At 71.0% G+C, this 16,902-nt stretch carries 16 protein-coding genes and 1 tRNA gene; 5 read left to right on the top strand and 12 right to left on the bottom strand.

What is annotated here, in order from left to right; genetic code table 11:
* Positions 1 to 80 precede the first annotated feature (80 nt).
* The 3 genes from pfkB to ACWD35_RS10455 form a co-directional block, all read right to left on the bottom strand.
* Positions 81 to 1,028, bottom strand: coding sequence for a 1-phosphofructokinase (pfkB, locus tag ACWD35_RS10465; RefSeq protein WP_451350766.1), 948 nt, complete (start codon positions 1,026 to 1,028; stop codon positions 81 to 83).
* A complete protein-coding gene (locus tag ACWD35_RS10460; protein WP_451350765.1) occupies positions 1,025 to 1,786 on the bottom strand; it encodes a DeoR/GlpR family DNA-binding transcription regulator in 762 nt (253 codons plus the stop codon). Before ACWD35_RS10460 ends, pfkB begins: the two co-directional genes overlap by 4 nt.
* Positions 1,787 to 2,007: 221 nt before the next feature.
* Positions 2,008 to 3,537, bottom strand: coding sequence for an MFS transporter (locus tag ACWD35_RS10455; protein ID WP_451350764.1), 1,530 nt, complete (start codon positions 3,535 to 3,537; stop codon positions 2,008 to 2,010).
* A 62-nt stretch (positions 3,538 to 3,599) separates the two neighbouring features.
* On the opposite strand from ACWD35_RS10455, the gene ACWD35_RS10450 reads away from it, so the two are divergent.
* Positions 3,600 to 4,565: a helix-turn-helix transcriptional regulator gene (locus tag ACWD35_RS10450; RefSeq protein ID WP_451350763.1), complete on the top strand. Its 966-nt coding sequence runs from the start codon at positions 3,600 to 3,602 to the stop codon at positions 4,563 to 4,565.
* 59 nt (positions 4,566 to 4,624) lie between these two features.
* Here ACWD35_RS10450 and ACWD35_RS10445 read toward each other — a convergent pair whose 3' ends face one another.
* Together ACWD35_RS10445 and ACWD35_RS10440 are read right to left on the bottom strand one after the other, a co-directional pair.
* Positions 4,625 to 5,374: a TetR/AcrR family transcriptional regulator gene (locus ACWD35_RS10445; protein WP_451350817.1), complete on the bottom strand. Its 750-nt coding sequence runs from the start codon at positions 5,372 to 5,374 to the stop codon at positions 4,625 to 4,627.
* Between the two features lie 458 nt (positions 5,375 to 5,832).
* A complete protein-coding gene (locus tag ACWD35_RS10440; protein ID WP_451350762.1) occupies positions 5,833 to 6,831 on the bottom strand; it encodes a sigma-70 family RNA polymerase sigma factor in 999 nt (332 codons plus the stop codon).
* Between the two features lie 201 nt (positions 6,832 to 7,032).
* On the opposite strand from ACWD35_RS10440, the gene ACWD35_RS10435 reads away from it, so the two are divergent.
* Positions 7,033 to 7,608, top strand: a complete 576-nt coding sequence (locus ACWD35_RS10435) for an N-acetyltransferase family protein (protein ID WP_451350761.1) — start codon at positions 7,033 to 7,035, stop codon at positions 7,606 to 7,608.
* Positions 7,609 to 7,620: 12 nt separating this feature from the next.
* Here ACWD35_RS10435 and ACWD35_RS10430 read toward each other — a convergent pair whose 3' ends face one another.
* Positions 7,621 to 8,412: a dioxygenase family protein gene (locus tag ACWD35_RS10430; protein ID WP_451350760.1), complete on the bottom strand. Its 792-nt coding sequence runs from the start codon at positions 8,410 to 8,412 to the stop codon at positions 7,621 to 7,623.
* A 126-nt stretch (positions 8,413 to 8,538) separates the two neighbouring features.
* On the opposite strand from ACWD35_RS10430, the gene ACWD35_RS10425 reads away from it, so the two are divergent.
* Entirely contained in the window at positions 8,539 to 9,054 is a 516-nt protein-coding gene (locus ACWD35_RS10425; RefSeq protein WP_451350759.1) for a MarR family winged helix-turn-helix transcriptional regulator, read from the top strand.
* 26 nt (positions 9,055 to 9,080) lie between these two features.
* Here ACWD35_RS10425 and ACWD35_RS10420 read toward each other — a convergent pair whose 3' ends face one another.
* Both ACWD35_RS10420 and ACWD35_RS10415 read right to left on the bottom strand, forming a co-directional pair.
* Entirely contained in the window at positions 9,081 to 10,616 is a 1,536-nt protein-coding gene (locus tag ACWD35_RS10420; RefSeq protein WP_451350758.1) for an MFS transporter, read from the bottom strand.
* A gap of 111 nt (positions 10,617 to 10,727) precedes the next feature.
* A complete protein-coding gene (locus ACWD35_RS10415; RefSeq protein WP_451350757.1) occupies positions 10,728 to 11,372 on the bottom strand; it encodes a TetR/AcrR family transcriptional regulator in 645 nt (214 codons plus the stop codon).
* A 434-nt stretch (positions 11,373 to 11,806) separates the two neighbouring features.
* Between ACWD35_RS10415 and ACWD35_RS10410 the strand changes: the two genes are divergently transcribed.
* On the top strand, positions 11,807 to 13,078 hold the full coding sequence (locus ACWD35_RS10410; RefSeq protein WP_451350756.1) for a M6 family metalloprotease domain-containing protein: 1,272 nt from the start codon (positions 11,807 to 11,809) through the stop codon (positions 13,076 to 13,078).
* A gap of 27 nt (positions 13,079 to 13,105) precedes the next feature.
* Here the strand turns inward: ACWD35_RS10410 and ACWD35_RS10405 are convergent, their stop codons facing one another.
* A complete protein-coding gene (locus ACWD35_RS10405) occupies positions 13,106 to 13,873 on the bottom strand; it encodes a thioesterase II family protein (protein WP_451350755.1) in 768 nt (255 codons plus the stop codon).
* Between the two features lie 159 nt (positions 13,874 to 14,032).
* On the opposite strand from ACWD35_RS10405, the gene ACWD35_RS10400 reads away from it, so the two are divergent.
* Positions 14,033 to 14,108: transfer RNA gene (locus ACWD35_RS10400), tRNA-Arg, on the top strand.
* A gap of 76 nt (positions 14,109 to 14,184) precedes the next feature.
* Here ACWD35_RS10400 and ACWD35_RS10395 read toward each other — a convergent pair.
* From ACWD35_RS10395 to repSA, 3 genes are read right to left on the bottom strand one after another with little or no spacing between them, the layout of a single operon-like run.
* Complete coding sequence (locus ACWD35_RS10395) at positions 14,185 to 15,336, bottom strand: tyrosine-type recombinase/integrase (RefSeq protein WP_451350754.1); 1,152 nt, start codon at positions 15,334 to 15,336, stop codon at positions 14,185 to 14,187.
* Positions 15,336 to 15,524 (bottom strand): helix-turn-helix domain-containing protein, encoded by a 189-nt coding sequence (locus ACWD35_RS10390; RefSeq protein WP_451350753.1) that lies wholly within the window; start codon positions 15,522 to 15,524, stop codon positions 15,336 to 15,338. The genes ACWD35_RS10395 and ACWD35_RS10390 overlap by 1 nt, the downstream gene beginning before the upstream one ends.
* Positions 15,521 to 16,900 carry a replication initiator protein RepSA gene (gene repSA / locus ACWD35_RS10385; protein WP_451350752.1) on the bottom strand — a complete coding sequence of 460 codons (1,380 nt, stop codon included), beginning with the start codon at positions 16,898 to 16,900 and terminating at the stop codon, positions 15,521 to 15,523. Before repSA ends, ACWD35_RS10390 begins: the two co-directional genes overlap by 4 nt.
* Between the last annotated feature and the right edge of the window lie 2 nt (positions 16,901 to 16,902).

The following is a 16,902-nucleotide window of genomic DNA, read 5'->3' as shown; positions in this document are numbered from 1 at the left end:
GGGGTGGGCGGAAGGGGGGACGGGGGTGCTGCCGTGGCGGGAGGTCGTACGGGGGCAGGTGCGGGAGCCGGTGCGGGGGTTCATGACGCCGGCTCCGTCAGTTCGCGGTCGAACGGGATCTCGGCCGTGACCCGCACCGCCGCCGGGTCCAGGTCGGCCGGGGTCGGCATCACGCTGCCGGGGAGCTGGACGGCGGCGGCGCCGTGGGCGACGGCGCAGGCGAGGGCCTTCGGGCCGGTGCCGCCGGCGATGAGGAAGCCGGCCAGGGAGGCGTCGCCGGCGCCGACGTTGCTGCGTACGGCGGCCACGCGCGCGCTGCCGAACCAGGCGCCCGCGTCGTCCACGAGCAACTGCCCGTCGGCGCCCAGGCTCGCGAGCACGGCACGCGCGCCCATCGCGCGCAACTCCTCGGCCGCCTTGAGGGCGTCGCCCACGGTCGCGAGGGGCCGCCCGACGGCTTCCGCCAGCTCCTCGGCGTTCGGCTTCACCACGTCGGGCCGCGCGCGCAGCGCCTCCAGGAGCGCGCGCCCGGAGGTGTCCAGGGCGATGCGCGCGCCCCCGGCGTGCGCCTCCATGACGACATCGGCGTACCAGGAGGGCGCGAGTCCCCGGGGCAGGCTCCCGCAGCAGGCGATCCAGTCGGCGTCGCGGGAGTGCTCGCGGACGGTGACCAGGAGCAGGGCCTGCTCAGCCGCCGACAGCTCCGGGCCCGGCGCGTTGATCTTCGTCAGCACCCCGTCCGCCTCCGCGAGCGCGATGTTCGAGCGGGTGGCTCCGGCGACCGGGACCGGCGCGACCTCGATGCCCTGTGCGTCGAGCAGGCCGGCGACGGCCGCCCCCGGCGCACCGCCCAGGGGCAGAACGGCGACCGTGCGCCGGCCGGCGGCGGCCACGGCGCGCGAGACGTTCACGCCCTTGCCGCCCGGGTCCATGCGCTCACCGGCCGCGCGGATGACCTCGCCGCGCTCCAGGGAGGGGACCTCGTAGGTGCGGTCCAGGGAGGGGTTGGGGGTGACGGTGAGGATCATGCGCGTATCACTTCCGTGCCGCCGCGCTCGATGACGGCGGCGTCCTCGGGGCTCAGCCCGCTGTCGGTGATCAGCAGGTCCACGTCGCTCAGGTCGCCGAAGCGGGCGAAGTGCTCCTGGCCGTGCTTGGCGGAGTCGGCGAGGAGGACCACCCGGCGGGCGGCGGCGACAGCCGCGCGCTTGACCGCGGCCTCGGCGAGGTCGGGGGTGGTCATACCGTGCTCGGCGGAGAAGCCGTTGGCCGCCACGAAGAGGACGTCCGCCCTGATCTCGCCGTACGCGCGCAGCGCCCAGGCGTCCACGGCGGCGCGCGTACGGTGCCGTACACGCCCCCCGACGAGGTGGAGCTGGATGCCCGGGTGGTCGGCGAGGCGGGCCGCGATCGGCAGGCTGTGCGTGACGACGGTCAGGGAGGCTTCCAGCGGGATGGCCGCCGCCACCCGCGCCACGGTCGTACCGGCGTCGAGGATCAGCGTGCCCTCGGTGGGCAGTTCGGCCAGGGCCGCCTTGGCGATGCGGTCCTTCTCGTCGGCGGCGGTGGCCTCGCGCTCGGTGAGGTCCGGCTCGAAGTCGAGGCGCCCGGCCGGGATGGCGCCGCCGTGCACCCGGCGGACGAGGCCCGCACGGTCGAGGGCCTTCAGGTCGCGGCGGATCGTCTCCGCGGTGACCTGGAATTCCTCGGCCAGCGACAGTACGTCCACCCGGCCGCCGTCACGGGCGAGCCGGAGGATCTCCTGCTGTCGCTCCGGTGCGTACATGTCCGTTCGCCTCCGAGTCAGATCGCAGTGATGCCCGAACTTGTGGTTTCGCTTGGATGTTACGCCCGAAATTTCGGGAAGTAAACAGATTCGGGCGCCATTCGGGCATGAACGGACTTCCGTGCGGGTCGCAGGCACTACGAATCCGTGCAGTCGTCGGGCATACGAAAGGGCCCGGCACCAGCAGGTACCGGGCCCTTCGCCGAGCGAGGCGTCAGGGCTCACGCCACGAGTTCGGCCTCTTTGTCGCCCTCCGCGTCCGCCGCCCCCTCCACGTGCTGCGCCGGCCGCTTCGGCAGCGCGAACATCAGCAGGAAGATCACGCCCAGGATCCCGGCGCACCACCCGAGCGCGTACCGGAAGCCGTGCGCGAACTCGGGGCCCACCTGGGCGAGGGTCAGCCGGTCGTCGATCACCCCGAAGAAGACGACCGACACCAGCCCGAGCCCGAGCGCGTTGCCCATCTGCTGCACGGTGTTGATCAGGCCGGACGCGGAGCCGGCGTGCTCGCGCGGCACCTCGGACAGCACCGCGTCGGTCAGCGGGGCGACGATCAGGCCCATGCCGAGGCCCATCACGGCCAGCGGAAGAGCCATCTGCCAGGCGGCGATGGAGAGGCCGTAGTGGTGCGACTCCCAGATGTAGACCAGGATGCCCGCGGCCATGATCAGCGCGCCCGCCTGGAGCACCATGCGCCCGAAGCGCGGGACCAGCTTCTGCACCGACAGCCCGGCCGCCATGGACACGGCGATCGAGAACGGCACCCCGGTCAGTCCGGCACGCAGCGGGGTCCAGCCGAGGCCGACCTGCATGTACAGCGTCCAGACCAGGAAGAAGATGCCGAGCACGACACCGAAGACGGTCTGTACGGCGATGCCGCCGGCGAAGCTCTTCACGCGGAACAGCGACAGCTCGATCAGCGGGGAGCCGTCCCGGGCCGCCTTGCGCCGCTCGTACGCCACCAGGACCGCGAAGACCACGAACGAGCCGACCATCGAGGCGTACCCCCACAGCGGCCAGCCCAGCTCACGGCCGCGGGTGAGCGGGTAGAGCAGCATCAGCAGGCCGAGCACCACCAGGGCGACGCCGACGAGGTCCAGCTTCAGCGCCTTCGGGGCCTTGGACTCGGTGATGAACCGGCGGCCGAGCACCCAGGCGAGGATGCCGACCGGCAGGTTGATGAGGAAGATCGGCCGCCACTCGAGACCGAACAGGTTCCACTCCGTCAGCAGCGCGCCGAGCAGCGGGCCGGAGACCGCGCCCAGGCCGACGACCGCGCCGAACAGACCGAAGACCTTGCCGCGTTCGTGGGCCGGGAAGGTGGCGTGCACGATCGACAGCACCTGCGGCACCATCATCGCCGCCATGCCGCCCTGCAGGATGCGGGAGGCGACCAGCATCTCCGGGTTCGCGGCGAAGCCGCACAGGGCGGAGGCCACGGTGAAACCGGCTATGCCGACGAGGAACAGCCGCCTGCGCCCGTGGATGTCGCCGAGCCGCCCGCCGGTGATCAGGAAGGCGGCGAAGGCCAGCGCGTAACCCGCGGTTATCCACTGGATCTGGCTGAGGGAAGCGCCCTCGTCCTTCTGGATCGACGGGATGGCGATGTTGACGATCGTGACGTCGACCAGGTCCATGAAGGCCGCGGCCATCACGATCGCGAGGGCCAGCCAGCGGCGTCGGTCGCCGGAGTCCTGCGCGGCGCTGCCCGGCCCCTGCCGAGCGTTGAGGGTCTGTTCTGCGGAGGTCATGCGTACAAGCTAGAGGCCCATTAGGTCAGATGGTGTCCTATTTCTACGAGATGCTCGTAGACATGACGACGGACACACCGGCCCGGCTTCTTCAGCTGCTCTCGCTGCTCCAGACCCCGCGCGAGTGGCCCGGCGGCGAGCTGGCGGACCGGCTCGGGGTGTCCCGGCGCACCGTCCGGCGGGACATCGACCGGCTGCGCGAGCTGGGCTACCCGGTGCAGGCCACGAAGGGCTCCGAGGGCGGGTACCGGCTGGTGGCGGGCAAGGCGATGCCGCCGCTGGTGCTGGACGACGAGGAGGCGGTCGCGATCGCGGTCGGGCTGCGGGCCGGGGCCGGGCACGCGGTGGAGGGGGTGGACGAGGCGTCCGTGCGGGCCCTGGCGAAGCTGGAGCAGGTGCTGCCGGCCCGGCTGCGCCACCGCGTCTCCACCCTTCAGGCCGCCACGACCCTGCTGACCAGCGGGGACGGGGCGAGTATCGCGCCGGAGACGCTGACCGTGATGGCGTCGACGGTGGCCGGGCACGAGCGGCTGCGGTTCGCCTACCGCAACAAGCAGGGCGGCGAGTCCCGGCGGCTGACCGAGCCGCACCGGCTGGTGTCGACGGGGCGGCGCTGGTACCTGGTCGCGTACGACCTCGACCGCGGCGACTGGCGGACGTTCCGCGTGGACCGGGTGAGCGAGCCGTTCGCGACCGGAGTGCGGTTCGCGCCGCGGGAGTTGCCGGAGGGCGGGGCTGCGGAGTACCTGCGGCGGTCGATGGGGCGGCGGGAGACGTACGCCTTCGAGGTGCGCTTCGCCGGGCCGGTGGAGGCGGTGTCCACGCGGGTGCCGGCATGGGTCGGCGAGCCGGAGCCGGACGGCACGGACGGGTGCGTGCTGCGCGGCACCAGCGAGGACCCGGTGGAGTGGCTGGCGGTACGGCTGGCGATGGTGGGCTGCGAGTTCGAGGTGCGGGCGCCGATGGAACTGGTGGAGTGCGTAAGGGAGTTGGCGGGACGGTTGAGCCGGGCGGGGGGCGGTGCCTAGGGTCTTTCGTTTGGATCGAGCCCGGCGTGACCCGAACGAGAGGCCGCAGGAGCCGGCGGTCAGCCGGTCTCGCCCCAGTCGAAGCCCCGCAGCGCCTCCAGGTTGCGCAGTGCCAGGGCTCCCGGGCCGTCCGGGCCCGTCGCCGGGGACGCCGTGTCCGCCCAGGTCTCCACGGCCACCCGGACCGCGGCGCCGGCCACGGCGGCGGCGAAGCGGTGGCGCGGGGTGACCGTCACCGGCTGGGCACCGCTGTCCGCGGCGGCGTCGTCACCGGCGGCCTCATCGCCGCCCGCGGCCCCCTCGTCACTCGCGGCGTCATCGTCACTCGCGGCGTCATCGTCACTCGCGGCGCCATCGCCACTCGGAGCGTCATCGTCACTCGGGGCGTCGCCCTCACCCGCCGCACTCACGGCCGTGCGCTCCGCCAGAATCTCCGCCAGTGCCCCTTCCGACGCCTGGCACACCTCGGCCCACACCTTGCGCAGGGCGGTGCTCGTGGCGGCCAGGTGGATCAGGGTGCGGACCCACTCCCAGGACGCGGCGGAGACGCCGACGCCGGGGGCGAGGGTGCCGCGGACGGCGTGTTCCAGGGCCTCGGCGACGGTGAGTCCGGGCGGGGCCTCGCGGACCGCTTCCGTCCAGCACTGGGCACCGGCCGCGTAGAGCGGGGCCACCGCCTCCTCTTTGGTGGCGAAGTACCGGTAGAAGGTGCGCGGGGCGATGCCCGCCGCCTGGGCGATGTCCTCGGCGCGGGTGGCCCGCAGGCCCTGGCCGGCGAAGAGGGACGCCGCCGCGCGGGCGATCTCCATCCGGGTCTCGGCCTTGCGGCGCTCGGTGAGGGAGGCCGGGGCGGAGGCGGAAAACAGCTGGTGGGAGGCGTTGCCGGTGGTGCTGGGGGTGCTCACATCGGCAGGCTATGCCCATGTGGCAGAATCTGCCATCCGGCGGTCCACCCCGGGGTTCAGGTACGGGGTGGACCGCTTTTCCAGCATGTCCGGCAGGCGTACGAAAAGACCGGGCTCCGGCGCCCGGGGGGGGTGGGCGCCGGAACCCGGCTCTGGGAGGTCCCGGCGCCGGGGGGGATTGCGTCGGGACGTGGCTCACACGTCGAGGGGAAGTCGGTGCGGTGTGGGGGGCGTGCGAGGCTCGGGAGTGCGGCCCTTGGGGCCCAACTCCTGGGCCCTGAAGGGTTGTTCCCTCGGGCCCCGGAGTTGAAGCGGCGGTACTACGCCATGTTTGCGCCGTCTTTCGCCACCGCGTACGCCGCTTACGCCGCCGCGTCGAAGCCGGTGTCGCGGGCCAGCTTCTTCAGTTCGAGCAGCGCGTGCTTCTCGATCTGGCGGATGCGCTCACGGGTCAGGCCGTGTTCCTTGCCCACCTCGGTCAGCGTGCGCTCGCGGCCGTCCTCGATGCCGTACCGCATCTTGATGATCGAGGCCGTGCGCTGGTCCAGACGGCCGATCAGGTCGTCCAGCTCCTCGCTGCGCAGCAGCGACATCACCGACTGCTCCGGCGACACCGCCGAGGTGTCCTCCAGCAGGTCACCGAACTGGGTCTCGCCCTCGTCGTCCACCGACATGTTCAGCGAGACCGGGTCGCGGGCCCAGTCGAGCACGTCCGTGACGCGCTCCGGCGTCGAGCCCAGCTCGGTGGCGATCTCCGCGGGCTCCGGGTCGCGGCCGTTCTCGCGGTTGAACTCGCGCTGGACGCGGCGGATGCGGCCCAGCTCCTCCACCAGGTGGACGGGGAGCCGGATCGTGCGGGACTGGTCGGCGATGGAGCGGGTGATGGCCTGACGGATCCACCAGGTGGCGTACGTCGAGAACTTGAAGCCCTTGCGGTAGTCGAACTTCTCGACCGCGCGCACCAGACCGGCGTTGCCCTCCTGGATCAGGTCGAGCAGGGGCAGGCCGGCGCGCGGGTAGCGCCGGGCCACGGCGACGACCAGGCGGAGGTTGGAGCGGATGAAGACGTCCTTGGCCCGCTCCCCCGCGGCGAACAGCGCCTCGAGTTCCTCACGGGTGGCGTCCGACGCGCTCTCCTCGTAGCCGTCGAGGACCTGCCTCGCGAACACACCCGCCTCTATGGTCTGGGACAGCTCGACTTCCTTGGCCGCGTCGAGCAGCGGTGTACGCGCGATCTCGTCGAGGTACATGCCGACCAGATCCCGGTCGGCGATCTCGCCGGCTCGGGCGCGAACACTGCTTGCCGAGTCGGCCGTCTCGCCGGTGGCGGACTGACGACGGGCGACGGCACGGGTTGCCATGCGTGCTCCCTTGCGATGGTGGGCTGGCGGGTGGTCCTGGTGGACGCTCGGCACTCCTCGGCGCTCCGGTGGGACTCCGCCCGGTACTCCTCCGAATGCTGCGTCCGACGGAAACAACGACTGGAATCCGGACAGAATTCCCAACCCGCCCCCCGATTTTTCTGATCATGCAGTACCCTGTCCGCTCCACGGGGAGGCGGGATGTCGTCCGGACGTACAGAGGTGCAGGTCAGGCCGGGAGTCGAGGAAGATCTCGACTCCCTCACCGAGCTCTACAACCATTACGTACGTGAGACGCCCATCACTTTCGATACCGCGATCTTCACTTCGGAAGAGCGCCGCCCTTGGCTGCTCTCCCACCCGGAAGACGGCCCCCACCGCCTGATGGTTGCCACGCAGGGGCCACATGAATCAGACACAGCGGCGCGAAACGCCTCGTCGAGGGGTGGTGGCCGGGTGACGGGTGGGCGAATCCTGGGCTACGCCACGTCCAGCCCGCACCGGCCGAAGCCCGCGTACGTGACGTCCGTCGAGACGTCGGTCTACGTCGCCCCCGACGCCGGGCGGCGCGGGATCGGCACGCTGCTCTACGACGCCCTCTTCAAGGCTCTGGCCGACGAGGATGTCCACCGCGCCTACGCCGGCATCGCCCAGCCGAACGAGGCGTCGGCCCGGCTGCACGAGCGCTTCGGGTTCCGGCACGTGGGCACGTACCACGAGGTGGGCCGGAAGTTCGGCCGGTACTGGGACGTGGCCTGGTACGAGAAGGAGCTGTAGCCCTGGGCCGGGTCAGCCGAACTGCACCGACCGCTTCGCCAGCCCCATCCAGAACCCGTCGATGACGCTGCGCCGGGTGTCCAGCTCACCGGCCGCGTCGGCCGCGCCCATCGTCACGAAGAGGGGCGCGAAGTGCTCGGTCCGCGGGTGGGCGAGCCGCCCGGCCGGGGACTTGTGGGCGAAGTCGAGCAGCGCGTCGACGTCGCCCGAGTCCAGCGCGTGCCGGCCCCAGTCGTCGAACTCCGCCGACCAGCCCGGCACTCCCGCGCCCACGTGCCGCAGGGCGGCCAGGTTGTGGGTGAAGAAGCCGGAACCGACGATCAGCACACCCTCGTCGCGCAGCGGCGCGAGCTTGCGGCCGAGGTCCATCAGCCTGCGCGGATCGAGCGTCGGCAGGGAGATCTGGAGTACGGGGATGTCGGCGCCGGGATACATCTCGACCAGCGGGACGTACGCGCCGTGGTCGAGCCCGCGGTCCGGGATGTCCTGGACGGGCACGCCGGGCGCGCGCAGCAACTTCCGCACCGACTCTGCCAGTTCGGGGGCGCCGGGGGCGGCGTACCGCACCTGGTAGTAGTGCTCGGGGAAGCCCCAGAAGTCGTACACGAGCGGGACGGTCCGCGTGGCGCCGAGGGCGAGCGGGGCCTCCTCCCAGTGCGCGGAGACCATCAGGATCGCCTTGGGACGGGGCAGGCCGGCGGCCCAGGCGGCGAGCTGGCCGGGCCAGACGGGGTCGTCCGCGAGCGGCGGGGCACCGTGACTGAGGTACAGGGCGGGCATGCGCTCCTGCGCGGTGGCGGACATCTCGACGGCTCCCGTTTCCCAGCTTTCCCGGCTGTTTCTACCAGATGCTTTAACTCTAAAGCTCTCTCGTCGAGAGTAGGCCGGACTTGTTCAAAGTTCAAGGAGCTGCCTCGTACAGTGGGACACATGACTACGGCACCGGACCCCGCCGACGACGCACGGCACCGCTGGCTCAACGACGAGGAACAGCGCGTCTGGCGCGCCTATCTGCACGCCACCACCCTGCTGGAGGACCACCTCGACCGGCAGCTGCAGCGCGACGCGGGCATGCCGCACATCTACTACGGCCTGCTCGTCGGCCTCGCCGAGGCGCCGCGCCGCCGGCTGCGGATGACCGAGCTGGCGATGAACGCGAAGATCACCCGCTCCCGGCTGTCGCACGCGATCGCGCGCCTGGAGAAGAACGGCTGGGTCCGCCGCGAGAACTGCCCCTCCGACAAGCGCGGCCAGTTCGCGGTGCTGACCGACGAGGGCCACGAGGTGCTGCGCCAGACCGCACCCGGGCACGTGACCGCCGTACGGCAGGCACTGTTCGAGCGGCTGAGCCCGGAACAGCAGAAGGCCCTCGGCGAGATCATGGAGATCGTCGCCGAGGGCCTCCAGCCCAACGAAGCGGGTGCCGACCTGCCCTGGCTGCGCTAGGCGCGCCAGGACGGGCCTCTACGGGTTCAGTGGGCGATCACCGGCACCGGGAGCTCGTCCTCGACGCCCTCGCCGGAGGCCACGGGCTGGCCGCCCTGCTTGCCGGCGTTGACGAAGGTCACGACGATCATGGACGCCAGCACGAGCATGCCGACGGCGAACCAGATCGCGTTGGTGTAGCCGTGCACCATGCCCTGAGCCTGGACCAGCTGCTGCTGCGGCTTGGTCGCGGCGGTGGCGATGTGGTCCTTGACGTACGACGTCGTCGCCGAGGCGGCGATCGTGTTCAGCAGGGCCGTGCCGATCGCGCCGCCCACCTGCTGGGAGGTGTTGACCATCGCGGAGGCGACACCGGCGTCCCGGGGCTCGACGCCCAGGGTGGCCAGGGACATGGCCGGCATGAAGGCCGTACCCATGCCGAGACCGAGCAGCAGCATCGCCGGCAGCACGGTCGAGGCGTACGACGAACCGATCTCCAGCTGGGTCAGCAGGAACATGCCGGACGCGGCGACCAGGAAGCCGGGACCCATCAGCAGCCGGGCCGGAACCCGGATCATCAGACGCGCGCCGATCTGGGTGGAGCCGATCATCATGCCCGCGATCATCGGCAGGAAGGCGAAGCCGGTGCTGATCGGCGAGTAGCCCTTGATGACCTGGAGGTAGTAGGTCAGGAAGAGGAAGGTGCCGAACATCGCGATGACCGCGATGCCGAGCGAGAGGTAGATGCCGCCACGGTTGCGGTCGGCGACCACGCGCAGGGGCAGCAGCGGCGCCTTGACCCTGGCCTCGGTGGCGACGAAGGCCAGCAGGAGGACGGCCGACGCGACGAACAGGGCGACGGTGATCTTGTCGCCCCAGCCGTCGGACGCGGCGCGGGTGAAGCCGTAGACCAGCGCGACCAGGCCGAGGGTGGACAGGACGACGCCGGGAATGTCGAGCGGGGAGCGGTTGCGGCCACCCTCCGGCTCACGGATGACGAAGTTCGCGCCGAGCGCGGCGATCACGGCGAACGGGATGTTCACGAAGAACGTCCAGCGCCAGTCCAGGTACTCGGTGAGCACACCGCCGAGGATGAAGCCGACGGCGCCGCCGCCACCGGCGATCGCACCGTAGATGCCGAACGCCTTGGCGCGCTCCTTGGCGTCGGTGAACATCACGGCGAGCAGGGAGAGCGCGGCCGGGGCGAGCAGGGCACCGAAGACGCCCTGGAGGGCGCGGGCGCCGAACATCATGGCGCCGGTGGTCGCCGCACCGCCGAGCGCGGAGGCGGCGGCGAAGCCGGTCAGGCCGATGACGAACGCGCGCTTGCGGCCCCACTTGTCGGCGATACGGCCGCCGAAGAGCAGCAGGCCGCCGAAGGCGAGGGCGTAGGCCGTGACGACCCACTGCTTGTTGCCCTCGGAGATGCCCAGGTCGACCTGGGCGGAGGGCAGAGCGATGTTCACGATGGTGGCGTCGAGGACGACCATCAGCTGGGCGAGCGCGATGAAGACGAGCGCTTTCCAGCGGTTGGCGTCGCCGGACGGGGCGAGGCCGGGAGCCTTGAGGGCTGTTTCGGACATGGTGGTACCCACTTCAGAGCTTCGTTGGCGAAAAAACGATGAGAAATCGAGCTAAACCGAGGTACGGAGGGCGGGCTGGCGGTGGAGTCGATGTCGTCGGCGGGATGCCGGTCAGGACCGGCGCAGCTCCTTGAGGTTCACGGCCGTACCCGGCAGGGTCGAGCGGGCGGGGGCCCGCAACCCGTCCAGGAACAGCTGGATATGACGGTGGACGAAGCGGTCACCCGCGGGGCAGTCCGTGCCGGCCGGGGGCCGGCTGAGCTGGGCCACGGCGACCAGCAGGTCGCCGACACCGACGTCGGTCCGGAGCTGCCCGGCCGCCTGGGCGCGGCCCATGATCTCCTCGACCAGCTGCTCGACCCGGTCCCGGCTGGCTTCCAGGTCGGGGTGATGCTGATTGAAGGTGGCGGCGACCATCGGGCACAGCGCGCTGATCCGTTCGTCGGCGGCGGCGTGCGCGAAGCTTTCCAGCGCGGCGAACGCGTCGCCGGTCTGGGCGAGGGACTGCTCGGCCGCTTCGGCCGTGCGGTCCAGGACCGAGCAGACGACCTCGCGGACGAGGGCGTCGCGGTCCGGGAAGTTGCGGTACACCGTGGCGTTGCCGACGCCGGCCCGGCGGGCGATCTCGTCGAGCGGCACGTCGGGCCCGTGCTCGACGAACATCTCGCGGGCGGCGGTGACGATCCGCTCCCGGTTGCGCAGGGCGTCGGCGCGGGGCCGGGGAACCTTGTGCTGCGCGGGAGTTGCGGTCTGCACGGCGTACTCCTTACGGACCGAGGGAGGCGATCCGGGGAGGGAGTCCCCATTTCGCTCGGACACACAGCTAAACGGGGAGAGGTTCCCCGGTTATTTCCCGCTCCCGCGAAACCTTTCAGTGACCTGCCTCACACTTCCTGCCGCAGGGATTACCGCGATCGGCCTCTCCCAGCGCGCGCCCGCCACCCTGCCGACACAGGGTGAGCACAAGGGTGCAGCCGGAGACCGGCGGCTGCCGTGGAGCGAAAGGGCCGTGCATGCAGCCGCAGTCGCCCCGCCGCCGCATACGTCCGCACCGCACATCCGCGCACCGCACAGGCCCGACCCACGCAGACCCGGCGCACATAGACCCGGCGCATATAGACCCGGCGCATATAGACCCGGCCCACATAGGCCAAGCACACATAGGCCAAGCACACATAGACCCGGCCCACATGGGCTCGGCCCGCATGCGCCCCCGCCGCATGGCCGCCCTCGCCGCGGTGACCATGCTGACCCTCGCGGTCAGCACCTCGGCCGGAACCGGACATCTCACGGCCCCCAGCACCGCCGGGCCGGCCGGCCTCGCTCGCTCCTCCGCCCTCGCACCCTGCATGATCCACGGCAACCTGGACGTGGAGATGACGGAGGGAGTCCCCACCCCGTCCGGCTACTCGCGCTCCACGGGCACGGTCCACGCCCTGACCGTGATGATCGACTTCTCCGACGCGCCCGGCAAGGGCAGCGCGATGGACCGCTTCCACGAGTTCTTCCCGCAGACCCAGGAGTGGTTCCACACCGCCTCCTACGGCCGCCTCGACTACCGCCCCGAGGCGCCCATCACCAACTGGCTGCGGATGCCGAAGCCGTTCCGGGCGTACGGCATAGAGCGCGGCGCCCCCTTCGACCCCGGCTACCGGCAGCTGGTGCAGGACCTCGTGGCCGCCGCCGACCCGACCGTGGACTTCCGCTCGTACGACCTGCTGAACGTGCTGATCACCCCGAACGCGGGCCCCTCCGCGCTGGACACCGTGCTGTCCGTGACCTTCGCCGGCAACGGCGAAGCCCCGGTCGCCGACGGGGTCCCGATCGCCAACGCGTCCTTCATCTACTCCCGCCAGGACGACGGCTCCGGCACCTTCGCGCGCACCGGCTACCGGGTGCTGCCGCACGAGAACGGCCACACCTTCGGCCTGCCCGACCTGTACACCCAGGAGGGCGGGAGCTCGGTCGGGCACTGGGACATCATGAGCGAGGACTGGGGCGCCAACAACGATCTGCTCGGCTGGCACAAGTGGAAGCTGGGCTGGCTGGACGCGAACCAGGTCAGCTGCGCGACACTGCCGGGCAGCACCGAGTACACGCTGACGCCGCTGTCGCAGGCGGGCGGCGAGAAGCTGGTGTTCGTGCCGATCAGCAGCCGCAGCGGGTACGCCCTGGAGCTGCGCGCACCCGGCGGCAACGACGAGGCGGTGTGCAAGCCGGGCATCCTCATCTACAAGATCGACGCCGCCGTGGACACCGGACGCGGCCCGGTCACCGTCTACGACTCCCGCCGCAACAGCGGCGGCTGCACCAGCAGCCCCAACGTCCACGCGGAACTCTCCGACGCCCCCTTCTCCTCCGGCGAGTCCTTCAAGGACCCCCGCCACGGCATCACCGTCGAGGTACTTCCGGCGGACGCCGACGGCAACTACCGGATCAGGGTGACCCGCAGCCAGGTGTGAAGGAACCCGGGGGCGGCCCGGACGGCCTCAACAACCCGCCGAATCTAGATCCTCCACAATCATCGCGATCATCCGGCGCAGCTCGGAAGGCTCGGGAAAATGCCCTCCGGCGACAAGATCAAGACGAAATTCCGCGGTCGTCTCCGCACTCCACGGCGTCATCCGCTCCGGCGAGGCCATGGGGTCGTCGGTGCCCGCGAAGGCCCGGATCGGGATGTCGAGCGGCACGGCCGGCCGGAGGGTGTGACTGCTGAGCACGGTGAGGTCGGCGCGCAGGGTGCGCAGGATCCACTTGAGGATGACGGGATGGTCGAAAACCTCGGGCGGCGTCCCCCCGAGCTCACGCAGATACCGCACCAGCCCGTCATCGGGCCCGTCCCACCCACGGACCTCACGCAGCTCGCCGGGTGCCGGACTATGAGCGATGAACAGCTTCCTCGGCAACGGCATCCCCCGCTCCCGCAGAGCATGCACCAGCGCCCAGCTCACCCGCCCGCCCATGCTGGCGCCATAGCAGGCGTACGGCTCCTTCAGGACCGGCTGCACCGCGTCCACCAGCTCGTCCACCAGCGACGCCATGTCGAGGTGAGGTGACTCGGTGAACCGGTCCATTCGTCCGGGCAGTTGGACGGCAATGGGCTCGATGTGCGGGGGCAGCAACCGCGGCCACTCCTGAAAGCCCGCGGCACTCCCACCGGCATGATGAAAACAGAGCAGCCGCACGCCACCGCCGTCACCCTCACCGGCCCGCAGACGCCGCAACCACCGCCGCGCGCCCTCACCCACCAGATCCATAACGTGACCCCTCCCCCGTACCGGACACCGCACCGCCCTCACATCTAGCAGACGCCGCTCAAGGCAGCCCCGGGCACAGAGCAGCACCACCCGGCGAACCACACAACGACCGAAGCCATCCGCTACGCTGTCCCCAGCCAGGCCTGCGCGGCCGAGCACGCCTTCGTAGCTCAGGGGATAGAGCACCGCTCTCCTAAAGCGGGTGTCGCAGGTTCGAATCCTGCCGGGGGCACCAGGTCAGAGGCCCCCCACATACGGATCTCCGTATGTGGGGGGCCTCTGACATCCAGATCTGACATCAACGGCGACGGTCACTGACGACCTGGGCGCCTCCTGAGTAGCCGGTCCATGTGGCTCATGGCCTCTCGCTGCGTGTCCTGGACGACGTGGGTATAGACGTCCATGGTGATGCTGATCTGAGAGTGGCCGAGGATCTCCATCACGACGCGGGGCGCGACTCCGGCCGCCGTGAGGAGTGTGGCCGTGCCGTGGCGGGCGTCGTGCAGGCGGATGACGCGAAGGCCGGCGGACTGGGCGACGCGGGTGAAGGAGCGGTAGAGGTTGCGCGGCTCGACCGGGCGGCCGGTCCGGGTGGCAAAGACGTACTCCGATTCCTGCCACCTGTCCCCCGCTGTGGTCCGAGCTGCTGCCTGCCGCATGCGCTGCCAGCGCAGGGGTGCAATGCAGAGAGCGGGCAGCGGGACGGCACGGCGACGACGGCTCTTGGGGTCGTCGTCGTAGAGGACGCCACGGCGGCGCTGGACCTGGTGGCGGACGTAGAGGACGCGGTTGTCGAGGTCGACGTCCGACCAGCGAAGCCCGACGATCTCTCCCCGGCGTAGGCCCATGGCGATGGCGAGCACGAAGGCCGCGTACAGCGGATCCTTGCGGGAGGCGGCAAGGAAGTCGAGCGTCTCGTCCAGGGTCCAGGGGTGCAGCTCGGGTGTGTCCGTGCGGGGCGGCTCAACGAGCTTGGCCACGTTGCGCGTGATCAGTTCTTCCCGGCAGGCGGAGGACAGCGCCGAGCGCAGAACTCGGTGCGATTCCTTGGCGGTTGCTGCGGTGGTGTCCTTCTCCAGGCGCACGAGGAACCGGCGGACGTCGGCGACGCCGAGCGATTCGAGACGCTTGGCACCGAGGAGCGGGACCAAGTAGAGGCGGACGTGTGCCTCGTACTTGTCGAAGGTGCTGAGCTTCCGCCGGGGCTTGATGACGTTGTCCAGCCAGTACGGCAGCCACTCCGAGAGCTTGGCCGACTTGGTGGGCACGGGCACGCCCTGGTCCACCTTGTCGAGCAGGGCCCGGCGCTTGGCGTCGCATTCCGCCCAGTCCTTGCCGTAGGCGAACTTGCGGGCGCGGGTGCCGTCGGGCTGGAGCACGTAGACCGCGCACTGGAAGCGGCCGTCCTTGCGCTTGGTGATGGTCCCGGCGCCGTTCGGGTTGCGCTTGCGCTGACTGGCCATCAGGCAGCCTCCTCCATCTGGCCGAGGACGAAGTCCCGGACCGCGTCAACGGGGATCCGCCGGGCGCCGTCGATCTTGATCGAGACGAGGCGGTGCGACCGGATGAGGTCGTAGACCTTGGAGCGTCCGAGCTTCAGCCGAGTCATGACTTCCGGCACGGTCAGGAGTTCGGCGGTGACGGTGGTCATGCTGCGGCTCCTTCGCGAGCGAGCTGGTCGGTCAGGGCATCGCGGGCGGTCTCGCGGTTGAGCTGGAGATCGCGGGCGATGGTCGTGGCAAGGGCGGCCTCACCCGGCGTGTGGCCGTGGCCGGCGTACTGCCAGTCCGCCAGGACGAGGACGGTGTCCGGCTCGCGGTCGTCGAGGCCGAGGACGGCTGCCTCCTGGGCGGCGCGGTAGTCGGCGCGTTCCTGGCGGAGAGCGCCGAGAGTGGTGGAGTAGGTGCGCGACTTGGACGAGAAGTGCCCGCGGAAGCCGAGCATGTGGGCCCAGGCCCAGAGGCGTCGGTCCGGGTAGAGGCTGTCCAGGTCGCGGCACGCGGTGATGAGTCGTCGGGTGTGGTCGGGGACCTGGTGGCGGTCGAGTTCGGCGAGTTCGCCGATGCGGCGGTCGAGGGTGCCGGTGTTCTCGGCGGCCTTGGTGGCGTACTTGGCCACGTAGGAGGCGACGGCCTGTTCGGTGATGTCGGAACCGTCGCCGAAGGCCTTGACCGGGCGGACGTCGAGCTGTCGGCCCCAGCGGAAGGTACGGGTGGGCTGGTCCTCGACGGCCGGCACCGACACCGAGGTGTAGGAGTGCGCGGCGGCGGCGAGTATCGCGTCCGTGAGGAGGTCGGCCGTGGCCCAGGCGGGCGGAGGCGTCCCAGGACCGTCCGGGCCGTCGAGGCGTACGACGGCGTGGAAGTGCAGGGCCCCGCGCTTCTGGAATTCGGCGACCTTGCCGTAGGAGACGCGAAGGTGTTCGGCGAGTTCCCGGCGGGGCAGGCCTGCGCGGGCGGCGAGTTCGCGGCGGAGTCGGGTGGTGAAGCGCTGCCAGAGCTGTCCGGCGTGGTTGTTGAACAGCACGGCGCCCGCGTAGTCGTAGGTGTCCGGGTGGAGGGCGGTGCCCAGCTCCGGGGCGTCGGGCGCGTGCAGGGTGCCGCAGCGGCAGGTGCCGTGATCGGGGCGGTTGTGAACCGGGCCGAACGAGGGGGCCGTGAGGGTGACGAAGACACGCGGGTGATCGCAGACGGCGGCAGGGACGTCGCGGCGGTCGTCCCCGGCCAGGCCGGCGCGGATGAGGTGGTAGGTGTCGCCCGCGTAGGTCCAGGCGCAGGAGGGGCAGCGGGATGCGCGGCGGTTTCCGCAGGCGAGGCGGAGGCGTCCGCCCGGCTCGTTCTCGGTGGAGTAGTGGTGCAGGGTCTCGCCGGTGGTCTTGTCCTTGTGGAGGACCCAGCCGGTGAGGTGGATGGGGTCGGAGCAGCCGCCGGTGCGGCGGATCTGGTCTTCCCAGCGGGTGTAGTCGGAGGCCGAGGCCACCCGGAGCACGTCCCCGAGGGTGATCGGGTCACGCAACGTGTCTGGCATGG

The organism is Streptomyces sp. NPDC002671 (assembly GCF_053592475.1).
This window is presented reverse-complemented; position numbering and strand designations above follow the sequence as displayed.